A 13,954-nucleotide genomic window follows, 5' to 3' on the forward strand; every position below is an offset into this window, starting at 1 on the left:
GCGGGTCAGTTCAGGGCTACAGGCTGGGCGCGGTAAACGTGGTGATCGCATGGGCGCTGATAGGCCTCAGGCTTACCTGAGTGCCGGGCTTCAATGGCTCGGCACCCAGGCCGCGCGGCGAAGCAATCTTGATCCGCTGTCCGCCGGGCGTGAGCATTTCGTGGACGATCGAAGGGCCCAGCGGTAGGCCGAGTTCGACCTGTGCGGGAAATCCGTCGCCTGCCTTCGTCAGCTCCAGATTCTCCGGACGAATGCACGCCACCACGGCGCTGCCGGGCCGGGCGTCGCGCGGCGTACGGCAGGCCAGCAGGCTGCCGTCGGCCAGGCGTATCCGGGCCGACTCCCCGGCGTAGCTTTCCAGGGTCCCGGGCAGCACGTTGGCGCTGCCGACGAAGGTATTGACGAACAGGCTGCCGGGCGAATCGTAGATTTTCGAAGGCGCGGCGAACTGCTCCAGCCGGCCGGCGTTGAGCACCGCCACGCGGTCGGCCATCGACAGCGCTTCCTCCTGGTCGTGGGTGACCATCACGCAGGTCACGCCCGACTGGCGCTGGAGCCGCTTGATCTCGATCTGCATGTCCATGCGCAGGCTTTTGTCCAGGGCCGAGAACGGTTCGTCGAGCAACAGGATGCGCGGTTCCACGGCCAATGCCCGGGCCAGCGCCACGCGCTGCTGCTGGCCACCGGAAAGCTGGCGCGGATAGCGGTCGGCCAGATGACCCAGCTGGATCATCTCGAGCATTTCATCGATGCGCTGCTTGCGCCGCGAGCGTGGCACGCCGCGCGCATCCAGACCGTAGGCGATGTTTTCGGCCACGCTCAGGTGGGGAAACAAGGCGTAGTTCTGGAACACGATGCCGATGTCGCGGTGATGCGGGGGCAGGTGGTCGATGAGCTTGCCGCCGATCACCACCTTGCCCGAGGTCTGCGGCTGGAACCCGCCGATGATGCGCAGCAGGGTGGTTTTGCCACAGCCGGAGGGGCCCAGCAGCGCCACCAGTTCGCCGGCGGCTACTTCCAGGGTGATGTGGTCGACCGCCGGAGCTGCACCGGCGTACTGATGGAAGATGTCGTCCAGGGTAAGGTCGAAACCGGCGGTGGCAGTCGTCATGCGGTGGCTCGCAGTGCTGAACTAGGTTATCTGGCTCGAAGCAATGCATGTGCCAAGCAGGACAGAGCCGGTCATCCCACGGTTTAACTCGTTGTTTTAAATAAACCGATAGCTGGATGCGGGTTACCCTGGTATCAGGATTGTGCACAAAATAGTTAACTAAATATTGCACCGAATCAGTGCTCAATCTAAGCATGTTCACCATTATGTCGCTCGCCAGCCGCCTGACCTGCTTGCCCGCACCCGCGGTCACGGCACCTGCGTCCGGCGGCGCGGATCTTGCTGAAACAGCGGTATCAGCCTTTCGCAGTGGAGTGACCCATGGATATTCATCGTCTCAAGGCGCAGCAGATCGCTCACCTGGTCAACACCCGTCAGCTGAGCGCGGTCGAGGTGGCGACAGCGGTGTGCGATCGTCTCGAGCGGTTGAATCCGTCGCTCAATGCGTTCATCGATTACCAGCGGGCCGACGTGCTGGCTCGAGCGCGTACCAGCGACCAGCGGGTCGCCGCCAAGCAATACCTGCCTTTGGCCGGCGTACCGTTCAGCGTCAAGGACAACCTCTGGTTGGGCGGCCGACCGGCGAGTTTCGGTTCCAGGGTGTTTGCCGACTTCGTGGCGCCACGCGATTCGTGGTGCGTGCAACGCCTTGGCGAACTGGGCGGCGTGGCGCTCGGGATGACCAACTGCTCCGAGTTTGCCTGCAAGGGCATCACCACCAATCCGCTGCACGGCACCACCCGCAACCCGTGGAACCTCGAGCTGACCCCCGGCGGGTCGTCGGGCGGCGCGGTGGCTGCAGTGGCGGCCGGGTTAGGACCATTGGCCCTGGCCACCGACGCCGGCGGCTCTACCCGGCGACCGGCCGCGCACACCGGGCTGGTCGGCTTCAAGCCGAGCCTGGGTGCCGTGCCCAATCCCTGGGGGTTCGCCGACCCGAACCATCTGCTCTCGGTGATCGGCCAACTGGGACGCGATGTCGAGGACGTTGCACTCATGGCCCGCAGTTTGTTCGCCTGGTGCCCCTCCGACCCCTTGTCGCAGCCGCATTTTAGCGCTCAGTCGCTAGCCCAGACGCCGCGAGCGCCGCGCTCGCTGCGCATTGCCTGGTCGCCGGACCTGGGGCTGGGCCTGCCACTGGACAGCGATGTTGCCAGTGCGATGGTTGCCGCGCTGGCAACGCTGGAGCGCGATGGCTGGTCCATCGAGCTGGCCAGCCCGCGCTGGCCAGGCGGCCTGGAAGGCTATGCGCTGCTGGGCTTGCAGCACACGGCGCTGGCTGCGCAATTCGGTGCGCTGGCGGATGAGCAGTTGCAGCAGCTGGATCCGGATATTCTGGCGCAGATAGAGCTGGGCAGAGCGTTGTCCGGGGTGCAAACCGCGCGTCTGCTAGCGTTGCGCAATGGGTTGTCGATCACCCTGGCCGCGTTTTTCGATGACTACGATCTGCTGTTGTGCCCGACCGCACCGGTAGAGGCCTGGGCCGTGGGACAGCTGGGGCCCGCCACCATCGGCGGCCAGCCGGCCGGGCCGCGCGGACATGCCGGCTATACCCCGGTGTTCAACTACTGCGGGGTACCCGCACTGTCGTTGCCCTGCGGGTTCGGCAAGCAGGGACTTCCGGTAGGCCTGCAGGTGATCGCCCCGCGCTACATGGACGGGCGCGTGCTTCAGGCCGCCGCGGAAATGGAGCGCGTGCTAGGCCTGTCGTTCGAGGCGCCCATGCTGCGCAACCAAGGTATCCCCCAACCCCTGTAGCAGCGGCGCAAGCCGCGTCGGCGGCACATGCGGTTTGGCAGGCACACCGCGGTGAACCCGGACGCGGCTTGCGCCGCTGCTACAGGAGGGCCTGCAAGCCCGCTGGCAAGCCTTGGTTGGGTTTGGCGGGTGGGCGGGCGAAGCTGCCTTGGGTGGCCCGACCGGCCTGCAGGCGGTGCAACAACTGCGCCTGAGCCACGCCGCACGACACGCCGTCCACCACCGGAACCGGCAACCGACCGGCCAACCCCCGTGCCAGCCCGGCCAACGGGGCACCGGCGAGGATCAGCACGTCGGCGCCATCTTCGTTCACCGCCAGGTGGCTGAGCTCCAGTAGGCGCTCGGCATGATCTTCCTGGACGCTGCCGGCGTCGCGCAACGGGCGGTCCAGATGACGAATGCTGGCCAGGCGGTCGAGCATGCCGTTCTGTGCCACGCACTCGCGGTACCAACTGGTGATGCGTCGGGAAATGGCGATGATCGAGATCCGCTGGCCCAGCTGCGCGGCCGTCATCAGGGCCGCCTCGGTCATGCCCACCACCGGCACGTCCAGCACTTCCTTGAGTGCGAGCAGGCCCGGATCGCCGAACGCCGCCACCAGCACGGCGTCATAGCTGCCCTGACGTTCTCCGGCGATAACGGCGGCCGCGTGGGCGCCAAGCAAGGCTTCGAAGCGGGTTTCGATGTAGGCCACGCCACTGGGTGCCGTGGCCATCTGGATCTGCGTGTCCGTTGCTGCTGTGCGGCGCGCTTCCGTCTCGATCAGGTCGGTGACGCTCTGGGAGATATTGGGGTTGATGATCAGCAGTCTCATGGCGACTCCGGGCGGTCGGGTGGCGTTAGCCGAAAATAGCGTGCAGGTCGACCTCGGCCTCATCTTCCAGCGACAGGTCGAGCGTGGCCTCGATATGGTCGAGGTGGCCCAGCATCAAGCCGATGGCTGCCTCGACCTCACCCTGTTCCATGGCCTCGACGATTTCGGTGTGCTCATGGTTGGGGCAGGCAGGCACGTTGGGCGAGTCGTACAGCAGAATGATCAAGCAGGTCAGCGAAGACAGTTCGCGCATCAGTTTGATCAGCGGCGGGCTGTCGACCATCTGTGCGATCAACAGATGAAACTCGCCCGACAGGCGAATTACCGCGCGTTTGTCGCCTGTCTCGCGCGCGGCGCGTTCTTCGGCCACATGGGCGTGCAGGCGACGAAACTGCTGGCTGTCGGCCTTGGCCACCAGGCTGCGGATCAGCGCGGGCTCGAGAATGCGTCTGGCCTGGAAAATATGCCGGGCTTCTTCCACCGAGGGGCTGGCGATGAAGGCACCGCGATTGGGGATAGTGGTGACGATCCCTTCGTGGGCCAACCGCGCGAGCACCTCGCGGATACGTGTGCGATTGACCTGGAACACGCCGGCCAGCTTCTCCTCCACCAGCTTGGTGCCGGGGATCAGGCGATGTTCCATCACGGCGTTGAGGATGCGCTCGTAGATGCCATCGCGGGTACTGCCGGTGCCCAGGATCTGCCCGGTACTGCGGGCCTTGCGAGGTGCAGGAGAAAGTGTTTCCGAGTTGAGCACGTGCGCGATCCTCGTCAGCCTGATTACGGTCAATGGTGGATTGTCACAAAATGGTGAGCGATTGTCCAAACATGCACCGTCGCAACTCATTCGCCGCCACGGAGTGCTTTATTGAGCCTGCTCATCTCGTCACCACGTCAGCCGCCGCCGAACGTGAAAGCGGCACCGCGCGATCACACAAGCCCCGCCGTACAGGGCCTGGACACCAAAGGCGCCCATGGAAAGCAATGCGGTTTTCAAATGGTGCCACGAACATGGCATAGCCGTTGCAAACTCTTTGCCACAAAGCCTCAGCCTTTAGTGACAATTGGAGAAGCCCGATGCCAGCTATTCGTTCGTCCACTACCTTGCTCAAGCGTGCCGTTTCGGCCTTGGTGTTGAGCCTCGGCATGATGGCCATGTCGCATGCCGACGAAGCCAAGCCGGTCAAACTCGGTTATGCCAAGTGCGCCCACTGCACGCCGTTGTCCCTGACGCCGCAAAACGCCGCCGGGGTGAAACTCGACGCCATTGCCTTCAACACCGGCAACGACGTGCTCACGGCGCTGCTGTCCAAGAGCATCGACGTGGCGCAGGTCACCTACCTGCATTACGCCACTGCGCTGGACAAGGGGTTCGACGTGGTGGCCGTGTCCGGGCAGATCAACGGCGGCTCGCAGATTCTGGTGGGCAACGACCTGCCGCTGCAGCCAGGCGACTGGGTCGGCTTGAAGGCGCTCATCGACAAGTACAAGGCCGAGGACAAGCCGTTCCGGGTCGCCGCCTCGCGCGGCAATGCGCAGGATATCCATATGCGTGGGGCGTTCCTCAAGCACGGCATCGATATCAACAAGGATGTGCAATTCATCAACATCCCCAACCCGTCTGACCACGTGCAGGCACTGCGCCGCGGCGAAGTGGAGCTGATCACTTCGGTGGACCCGTTCGCCACCCAGATCCGCGAGGTCAAGGCGGCCAAGTTCTTCGACTTTCCCTACGACCAGGCGGCTGGCAAGTTGACCAACCTGATCGTTACCCGCTCCGATGTGATCGAGGACAACCGCAAGGGCGTCGAGGAAACCGTGCGTTCCATCGTCAAGGTCAATGACCTGATGGCCAGCGACAAGCCGCTGTTCATCGACACCATCCAGAAAGTCACCGGCCTGGACAAGGCCATCGCCACCGGCGCGGTCGACAACCTCTACCCCGACTACGCCATGCACCGCGCCTCGGCCGTAGCCATTGCGCAAATGATGCGCGACCTCAAGTACATCAGCACCGATGTCAGCGAGCAGGTAGAGAAGAACCTGGACTACAGCTTTCTGGAAGCGGTGACCGGCAAGCCGAAAACCGAGCTGGGGTATTGAGATGAAAAGTACCGCCATCAAGGCGCACGGGGTCGGGCGAGGGCATGGCCCGTCCCTGGCCCGGCGCCTGTACAAGCGCATCGAACGCGGCATCGTGCCGGTGTTGCTGCTGGTCGGCTGGGAGATCTTTTCCCGCTCCGGGATTTTGCCGCGCGCGCTCCTGCCGGCGCCGTCCCAAGTCATCATCGCCTGGGCAGACTGGGTCTTTGCCACCGATGGCAATACGCAAAGCTACAGCGGTCACTGGATTCTCGATGTGGCGGCCAGTTCGTTCCGGGTGTTCGCAGGCTTTGCCCTGGCCGCCTTGCTGGGCATCGGCGCGGGCATGGCCATCGGTTGGTCGCGCACCGCAGAAAACCTGTTCGAGCCGGTGCTGCAGATTCTGCGCCCGATCCCGCCGGTGTCCTGGATTCCCCTGGCGATCATCTGGTTCGGCATTGCCGACAAGCCGGCGATCTTCCTGGTGTTCATGGGCGCATTCTTCCCGGTGCTGTTGAGCACCATTCACGGCGTCAAGAACTGTGACCGCAACCTGTTGCGGGCAGGCGCCATGACCGGTGGTACGCCAAGCAGACTACTGCTTTACATCGTCTTCCCGGCGGCGCTGCCGAGCATCTTCTCCGGCCTGCGCATCGCCATCGGCTCGGCGTGGATGCTCACCGTCACCGCGGAAATGGTCGCGGTTAAAAGCGGCGTCGGTTACGTGCTGTGGGATTCCTATTACTTCCTGCGTTACGACATCGTCATCGCTTCCATGGTCAGCATCGGCCTGCTGGGTTTTCTCAGTGACTATGCGATCAAGCGGGTGGGCGCATACCTGTTGCGCTGGCAGCGCGGTTCCACGTTGCAGAAGGAGGGCTGAGGCATGGCACTGATCACCATCGACCGCGTCTCGCGCGTGTTCGAAGACCCCAAGCGACCCACCGGCATCGTGGCCCTGGACGATGTCAGCCTGACCGTGGCACGCAACGAATTTCTTTGCCTGCTGGGCCCCAGTGGCTGCGGCAAGTCGACCCTGCTGAACATGATCGCCGGCTTCGACCACCCCACCCACGGCACGGTCAGCGTCGGCGGGCAGTCGATCACCGCACCGGGGGCAGACCGTGGCGTGGTGTTCCAGCAGGCCAACCTGATGCCTTGGTTGCCGGTCTGGGAGAACGTTGCGTTCCACTTGAAGATGCGCGGTGTGGGCAAGGAGATACGCCGGGAGAAGGCGCAGAAATTCATCGAAATGGTGGGCCTGGCCGGCTTCGAGAATCACTTCCCCAGCGAGCTGTCCGGCGGCATGAATCAGCGCGTGGGTATTGCCCGAGCCTTGCTGATGAACCCTGAGGTGATCCTCATGGACGAGCCCTTCGGTGCGTTGGACGAGCAGACCAAGATGGACATGCACGCCGAGCTGATCCGGATCTGGCGCGAAAGTCAGAGCACCATCGTGTTCGTCACCCATGGTATCGATGAGTCGCTGGCCCTGGGTACCCATGTCGCCGTGATGTCGGCACGTCCGGGACGCATTCGCGAGCTGCTGCCGATCGAGCTCGAACGTCCGCGCGACCCGACCAGCAAGGCCTTCAATGACTACAAGCGGCATATCCTGTCGCTGCTGCGGCCGGAACCTGTGCGGGAAAGCGTCTGAGATGAAGACGCTGATCACCGGCAGCAGTGGCTTCGTCGGCCTGGCGTTGAGCGAGCACTTGCTGGCGGCGGGTGAGGACGTGATCGGCTTCGACCTGGGGCCGATACCTGCGCAGGCGCAGGCTGCGTTCGCCAGACTGCCGGGGCGGTTCACCGAGCATCGAGGTGATGTGCGTGACGCGACGGACCTGCGCATGGTCATGGGTCGTCATCGCCCCCAGCGAGTGGTGACCCTGGCCGCCATCACCGCCGATGCCGAGCGCGAGCGATTGGCGCCCCAGGCGATCTTCGAAGTGAACGTGGGCGGGGTGCTTGCGGCCATCGGCGCGAGCGCCGAGTGCGGCGTGTCGCGGCTGGTGCACATCAGCTCGGGCTCGGTCTACGGCACCACCGGGCGTCACGCACCGTTGCTCGACGAAGCACGTTCCGCCCTGGCCCCCGAGGGCCTGTACGGCCAATCCAAGCGCAGCGCCGAGGACGCGGCGCGGCGCCTTGCCCAACTGCATGGGTTGCCCTTGGTCATCGGCCGCCTGGGCACTTGCTTCGGGCCCTGGGAAGCCGACACCGGCGTGCGCGACACCCTCAGCGCACCGCTGCAATTGTTGCAAGTGGCCCGCAGTGGCGGCACGGCGATCCTGGTGCGCGACAGCCTGCGCGACTGGCTGTATGTCCGCGACGCCGCGCGGGCTATCGGCTGCCTGCTGGACCAGCCGCAGTGGCGATATCCCCTCTACAACCTGGCGGCGGGTTTCCAATGGCCGCTCAGTCAATGGTGCACGCGTCTGGCCACACGCTTCCCGGACTTTCGCTGGCGTCTGGCGGCGCCGGGTGAAACACCGAACATCGAGCTGTACGCCGACTACGACCGGGCGAGCATGGCGCTCGACCGTCTGCGCGACGACTGCGGTTTCGTTCCGCGATTCGACATCGACGCTGCCGATCACGACTTTCATCACTGGCTTGCCCACGTGGCAGGCCCCCAGACAACGGTGAACCCATGACCCCCACCCTTTTGGCGAACTCATCGAGCATGGCGGGCCAGGTGTGCATCGTCACTGGTGCGGCCTCCGGCATCGGCCGCGCCATTGCCTGGCACCTGGCAAGCCACGGTGCCTGCGTGGTCATCGCCGATGTCACCACGGCTGTCATCGAGGGCGGCGAGCCAACCGCCGACCTGATTCGCGCCGCTGGCCACCAGGCCCTGTTCGTGCAGACTGACGTTGCCGACAGCGCTCAGGTCGAAGCCCTGGTCAAGACCACGGTAGCGCGCTTCGGGCGCCTCGATGTGCTGGTCAACAACGCCTGCATCCGCCACGCGCGGCCCTTGCTCGAGCTCGACGAGGCCGACTGGCAGCGTGTCCTGGACGTCAATCTGGGGGGTGTCTACCGCTGTTGCCGGGCTGCCGTGCGGCAAATGGTCGGCCAGGCGCTGGTCGGCGAAACCCGCGGGCGCATCGTCAACCTGTCTTCGCAACACGGCATGATTGCCGCACCCCAGGACTTGGCCTATGGCGTGAGCAAGGCGGCTGTGGATTACCTCACCCGGCAGGTCGCCAGCGACTATGCCGAGCAGCGCATCGTCTGCAACGCGGTGGCGCCCGGCAAGATCCAGACCGGCGCCGGTGGCCGGGCGGTCGACCCGGCGGTGATGGAGCGGGCCACGCGGCGTACCCCCTGGCCGCGGTTGGGCCATCCCGACGATGTCGCCAAGGCCGTGCTGTTTCTGGCCAGCGCCGAGGCCAGCTTCATCACCGGCACCACGTTGATGGTGGACGGCGGGTGGATGGCCGCATGATCGACAACCCACTGGATCTACTGATTACCGGCGCCGTGCTGCTGGACCCGGTCGACGGCCGTGCGCAGTCCGCAAGCCTGGGCATCCGTGGCCAACGCATCGCCCACGTCGGGCCAGCCCACCAGGCTGCGCCCAAAGCCGTGCGGCATCTGCACCTGCCGGGCCGGGTGGTGGTGCCCGGCTTCGTCAATACCCATTACCATGCCGGCCTGAATTTCGTCCGGGGGGTGGCGCCGGACTGCGGCTTCGCGCCGTCCTACACCCCCGGCCTGCCACAGGCTTCATGGCTCAGCCCGGAAGAAGCACTGGCGTTGTCCCGCCTTGGTGCACTCGAAGCGCTGCGGGCGGGTTGCACCACGCTTGTGGACAGCTTCGTGCATGCCGAGCACACCGTGGCAGGCATGGCCGAAACAGGTGTGCGCCTGTTCGCCAGCCAACGTCTGGCCGATGTCGATTTCGCTTCGGTGCTGCAGGGCACGCGGCGCTTCGACCTAAAGCGTGGCCTGGCCCAGCTGGACCACGCCGAGGCCTTCGTCGAACGCTGGGCAGGGCAAGCCGACGGACGTATCCAGGCCCACCTGACCGCTCACGCGCCCGACACCTGCTCGCTGGACTTCCTGCGCCAGATCGATGCCTTGGCCCGCCGCCATAATCTGCAGATCAGCACGCACCTGGCGCAAAGCCAGGACGAACTGGATTGGGTGCGCGCCACCCATGGCCGCTCGCCGGTGCAACTGCTCGATGAGCTGGGGATGCTCGATTCGCGCCTGCTGGCCGGTCACTGCATTCACGTGGATGACGAGGACATCGCCCGCATCGGCGCCTCCGGTGCCCATGTCGTGCACATCCCGGTCGGCAACGCCATGTCCGGACGGGTAGCGCCGACGCGTCGCCTGCTGCAGGCCGGCGCGCGCCTGTGCCTGGCGACCGACACCATGCACGGCGACATGATCGAGGTGATGCGCTGGGCGCTGGCGGTAGGGCGGTTGAGTGCCGGGCGGGTGGCCGACGACTGGCAACCACGCGACGTGCTGCGCATGGCCACCGTCAACGGCGCCGCGGCGCTGGGTTGGGGCGACCATCTGGGTCGATTGGCGGTCGGCCAGTTGGCTGACCTGGCCATCCTCGACTATCGACAGCTCCACCTCACTCCCTGTATCGATGCGCTGGGCAGTTTGGTGCACAACGCCACCGGAGCCGACGTCGAAACCGTGATCGTTGACGGTCGGGTGGTGATCGACCAAGGCCGCTCGACTCAGGTCGACGAAGCCTGTGTACGTGCCGCAGCCGACACCGTGTGCCGCGACCTGTGGCAACGTTGTGAAAACCCTCTGCGCGCCTATCCTTCCTCGCACGCGATCACTGGAGGTCCAGCATGACCCGCCGTATTCGCCTGGGCGTGCTTACGCCTTCCTCGAACACTGCACTGGAGCCGCTGACCCAGGCGTTGATAGCCAACCTCCCGGAAGTCAGCGTGCATTTCTCACGCTTCAGTGTCACCCAGATCGCCCTCAGCGCCGACGCGCTGGGCCAGTTCCAGCGCGAGCGGATTCTGGACGCGGCGCGCTTGCTGGCCGATGCCCATGTCGATGTCATCGGCTGGAGCGGTACCTCTGCCGGATGGCTGGGTTTCGATACCGACGTGGCGCTGTGCCAGGCCATTACCGAGGCCACGGCGATACCGGCGACGACCTCGGTGCTGGCACTGAACAAGGCGCTGCACCGCTTCGGCATTCGCCGCCTGGGCCTGGTCTCGCCGTATCTGGCGGATGTGCAGGCAAGGATCGTTGCCAATTATGCCGCTCTGGGTATCGATGCCAGCGCCGAAAGCCACCTGTCGCTGCAGGACAATTTTTCCTTTGCCGAAGTGGACGAAGCTATCCTGGATCGTCAGGTGGCCGAGGTGGTCGCGGCCGGTGCCGAGGCCATCTCCACCTTCTGCACCAACCTGCACGCCGCCCACCGCGCCGAGTCCTGGGAGCGCCAGCACGGGGTACCGGTGTTCGACACGGTGACGACGGTGCTCTGGGACATGTTGAACATGACCGGCGTGGACACACGTCGCTTGACCGGCTGGGGCCGGCTACTGCTTGAAGAGGCTTGATATGCAACCTTTCGATACGGTTATTCGCAACGCTCGCGTGGTCACTGCCGCAGACACCTTCACCAGTGACATCGGCATTCGCGACGGGCGCATCGTTGCCCTGGCCCTGGAGCTGCCTCCGGGCCTTGCGGAAATCGACGCGGCCGGCCGGCACGTGACCCCGGGCGGCATCGACAGCCATGTGCACCTGGACCAGCCCACCGGCGACGGCTCGGTCATGGCCGACGACTTTTTCAGCGGCACGGTGTCGGCGGCCTGCGGCGGGACCACCACGGTGATTCCTTTCGCCTGTCAGCAGAAGGGTGAAACCCTGCGTGCAGCAGTGGATGACTACCATCGCCGGGCAGGCAACAAGCCGGTGATCGACTACGCCTTTCACCTGATCGTCACCGACCCCACGCCGCAGGTCCTGCGTGAGGAATTGCCGGCACTGATCGCCGAGGGCTATACCTCGTTCAAGATCTACATGACCTACGACGCGCTGAAACTGGGCGATCGAGAGATTCTCGAAACCCTGTCCGTGGCCCGCCGCGAAGGCGCCATGGTCATGTTGCATGCCGAGAACAGCGACTGCATCGCCTGGCTCACCGAGCGGCTGCTGGCGGCCGGGCTCAGCGCGCCGCGCTACCACGCCAGCTCGCGACCGATGCTGGTGGAACGCGAGGCCACGCACCGCGCCATTGCCTTGGCCGAACTGGTGGATGTGCCCATTCTCATCGTCCACGTGTCGGGTCGCGAGGCCGTGGAGCAGATTCGCTGGGCGCAGAACCACGGTTTGAAGGTGTATGCCGAAACCTGCCCGCAATACCTGTTTCTGACCGCCGACTCGCTGGGCTGCGACGACAGCTTCGAAGGCGCCAAATGCATCTGCAGCCCACCGCCTCGGGACGCCGCAAACCAGCAGGTGATCTGGGACGGGCTGGAAAACGGTTCGTTCGAGATCTTCTCGTCCGACCACGCGCCGTTTCGTTACGACGGCCCCGATGGCAAGAAGGCCCACGGCGAAGACGTGTCGTTCGACCAGATCGCCAACGGCATTCCCGGTGTGGAAACACGCATGGCGCTGTTGTGGTCCGAAGGCGTGCGCACCGGGCGCATCACGGCGCAAAGTTTCGTCGCGCTGACGTCGACCAACGCTGCGAAGATGTACGGGCTGTACCCGCGCAAGGGCAGTATCGCCATCGGCGCCGATGCCGATCTGGTGATCTGGGACGAAGGGCAGCCGGTGTCGATCAGCAACGAGATGTTGCACCACAACGTCGACTACACCCCTTACGCCGGCATGCAGCTGAGCGCCTGGCCGGCCATCACCCTGTCGCGCGGCGAAGTGGTATGGGACGGTGAGCCTCGCGGCGAAGCGGGGCGGGGCCAGTTTTTGCCCTGCGAGCGTCCGGCACCGGCGCAGGTGCGTCGGCGCAACACCGAGTTGCCGCTGTGAGCGCGGTCGAGCAGGTGGCGCAGCGGCTCATTCGCGCTTGGCGCGAGGGTCGGCAGCAGCCGGTCGAAGGCTTGCGTCTGGACAGCGAGGCGCAGGCGTATGACGTGCAGCGGCGGGTGGCCGAGGCGATGGGCTGGTTTGTCCACGCGCCCGCGCGGGCCTGGAAACTGGGAGGTGCGCCGGGCAGCCTCATCAGTGCCGCAGGCGTGCCGGCCGGTACCGTACGCGCATCCGGGTGGCAGGTGCCGCCCGGGCACTGCCACGCGTTGGGTATCGAAGGCGAGCTGTTCGTGCGCTTGTCCCGGGATCTGGACGAACACACCGACCTGGCCGCCGCCTATGCGGCCATCGACGCCTGGATGCCGGGCATCGAGTTGTGCGATACGCGCTGGGTCGACGGCATCCAGGCCGATGCCCTGCTGCGACTGGCCGACCAGCAGCTCAACCGTGAGTTGATCGTTGGCCTGCCTGTAACGCTGGCGTCCATCCCCGACTGGTCGGCCCAGGCCGCAACGCTGCGTATCGACGGCGAACAAGTGGTGCGTGGCCTGGGCAGCCATCCGTTCCGCGAACCGTTGAACTCCCTGCCATGGCTGGCGCGACACGCTGTCGCACTGGGCAACCCGCTGCGCGCGGGCGATCTGATCGCCACCGGAAGCTGGACCGGTATCCACTGGGCGCCCCCAGGCGCCAGCATCGAAGTCGACTTCCCCGGCATCGGCACCGTAACCCTCGCCACCTGACCCACCGCGTTGCGCCCTTCGCGGCCACGGACCGCTCCTACAGTGGTCATGCGCTGCCACGGGGATCACGCCATCTTCCGTAGGAGCGGCCATAGGCCGCGAAAGGTGCGCCGCGCTATGCTTGCCGCCTGCGCTGGCCCCTTCGCGGCCATGGACCGCCCCTACAGTGGTCATGCGCTGCCACGGGGATCGCGCCATCTCCCGTAGGAGCGGTCATCGGCCGCGAAAGGTGCGCCGCGCTATGCTTGCCGCCTGCGCTGGCCCCTTCGCGGCCATGGACCGCTCCTACAGTGGTCATGCGCTGCCACGGGGATCGAGCGCCATCTCCCGTAGGAGCGGTCATCGGCCGCGAAAGGTGCGCCGCGGTATGCTTGCCGCCTGCGCTGGCCCCTTCGCGGCCACGGACCGCTCCTACAGTGGTCATGCGCTGCCACGGGGATCGAGCGCCATCTC

At 65.5% G+C, this 13,954-nt stretch carries 13 protein-coding genes; 10 read left to right on the forward strand and 3 right to left on the reverse strand.

The annotated features are described in order from the left end of the window. Positions 1-16 precede the first annotated feature (16 nt). Entirely contained in the window at positions 17-1,111 is a 1,095-nt protein-coding gene (locus IFT75_RS06830; RefSeq protein WP_192053924.1) for an ABC transporter ATP-binding protein, read from the reverse strand. A gap of 321 nt (positions 1,112-1,432) precedes the next feature. On the opposite strand from IFT75_RS06830, the gene IFT75_RS06835 reads away from it, so the two are divergent. Further along, positions 1,433-2,869 (forward strand): amidase, encoded by a 1,437-nt coding sequence (locus IFT75_RS06835; protein ID WP_199864046.1) that lies wholly within the window; start codon positions 1,433-1,435, stop codon positions 2,867-2,869. A gap of 79 nt (positions 2,870-2,948) precedes the next feature. On the opposite strand, the gene IFT75_RS06840 is transcribed toward IFT75_RS06835, so the two are convergent. Both IFT75_RS06840 and IFT75_RS06845 read right to left on the reverse strand, forming a co-directional pair. Next, positions 2,949-3,683: an aspartate/glutamate racemase family protein gene (locus IFT75_RS06840; RefSeq protein WP_192053926.1), complete on the reverse strand. Its 735-nt coding sequence runs from the start codon at positions 3,681-3,683 to the stop codon at positions 2,949-2,951. A gap of 25 nt (positions 3,684-3,708) precedes the next feature. After that, positions 3,709-4,440, reverse strand: a complete 732-nt coding sequence (locus IFT75_RS06845; protein ID WP_192103825.1) for a GntR family transcriptional regulator — start codon at positions 4,438-4,440, stop codon at positions 3,709-3,711. 320 nt (positions 4,441-4,760) lie between these two features. On the opposite strand from IFT75_RS06845, the gene IFT75_RS06850 reads away from it, so the two are divergent. From IFT75_RS06850 to IFT75_RS06890, 9 genes are read left to right on the forward strand one after another with little or no spacing between them, the layout of a single operon-like run. Further along, positions 4,761-5,786 carry an ABC transporter substrate-binding protein gene (locus tag IFT75_RS06850; protein WP_192053930.1) on the forward strand — a complete coding sequence of 342 codons (1,026 nt, stop codon included), beginning with the start codon at positions 4,761-4,763 and terminating at the stop codon, positions 5,784-5,786. A 1-nt stretch (position 5,787) separates the two neighbouring features. Continuing rightward, complete coding sequence (locus IFT75_RS06855; RefSeq protein ID WP_122479152.1) at positions 5,788-6,648, forward strand: ABC transporter permease; 861 nt, start codon at positions 5,788-5,790, stop codon at positions 6,646-6,648. A gap of 3 nt (positions 6,649-6,651) precedes the next feature. Then, entirely contained in the window at positions 6,652-7,422 is a 771-nt protein-coding gene (locus IFT75_RS06860; protein WP_185793842.1) for an ABC transporter ATP-binding protein, read from the forward strand. Position 7,423: 1 nt separating this feature from the next. After that, the gene (locus IFT75_RS06865; RefSeq protein ID WP_192053931.1) at positions 7,424-8,422 is read left to right on the forward strand and encodes an NAD-dependent epimerase/dehydratase family protein; all 999 of its coding nucleotides are present in this window, start codon (positions 7,424-7,426) and stop codon (positions 8,420-8,422) included. Next, on the forward strand, positions 8,419-9,216 hold the full coding sequence (locus IFT75_RS06870; RefSeq protein ID WP_199864047.1) for an SDR family NAD(P)-dependent oxidoreductase: 798 nt from the start codon (positions 8,419-8,421) through the stop codon (positions 9,214-9,216). Before IFT75_RS06865 ends, IFT75_RS06870 begins: the two co-directional genes overlap by 4 nt. Next, on the forward strand, positions 9,213-10,595 hold the full coding sequence (locus IFT75_RS06875) for an amidohydrolase family protein (protein WP_192053933.1): 1,383 nt from the start codon (positions 9,213-9,215) through the stop codon (positions 10,593-10,595). Before IFT75_RS06870 ends, IFT75_RS06875 begins: the two co-directional genes overlap by 4 nt. Continuing rightward, positions 10,592-11,320, forward strand: a complete 729-nt coding sequence (locus IFT75_RS06880; RefSeq protein ID WP_192053935.1) for a maleate cis-trans isomerase family protein — start codon at positions 10,592-10,594, stop codon at positions 11,318-11,320. Before IFT75_RS06875 ends, IFT75_RS06880 begins: the two co-directional genes overlap by 4 nt. Position 11,321: 1 nt before the next feature. Further along, positions 11,322-12,758, forward strand: a complete 1,437-nt coding sequence (hydA, locus tag IFT75_RS06885; protein ID WP_122479146.1) for a dihydropyrimidinase — start codon at positions 11,322-11,324, stop codon at positions 12,756-12,758. Beyond that, entirely contained in the window at positions 12,755-13,501 is a 747-nt protein-coding gene (locus IFT75_RS06890; protein WP_192053937.1) for a fumarylacetoacetate hydrolase family protein, read from the forward strand. Before hydA ends, IFT75_RS06890 begins: the two co-directional genes overlap by 4 nt. Positions 13,502-13,954 lie beyond the last annotated feature (453 nt).

Source organism: Pseudomonas sp. CFBP 8758 (genome assembly GCF_014841725.1).
GTDB lineage: Bacteria > Pseudomonadota > Gammaproteobacteria > Pseudomonadales > Pseudomonadaceae > Aquipseudomonas > Aquipseudomonas baltica.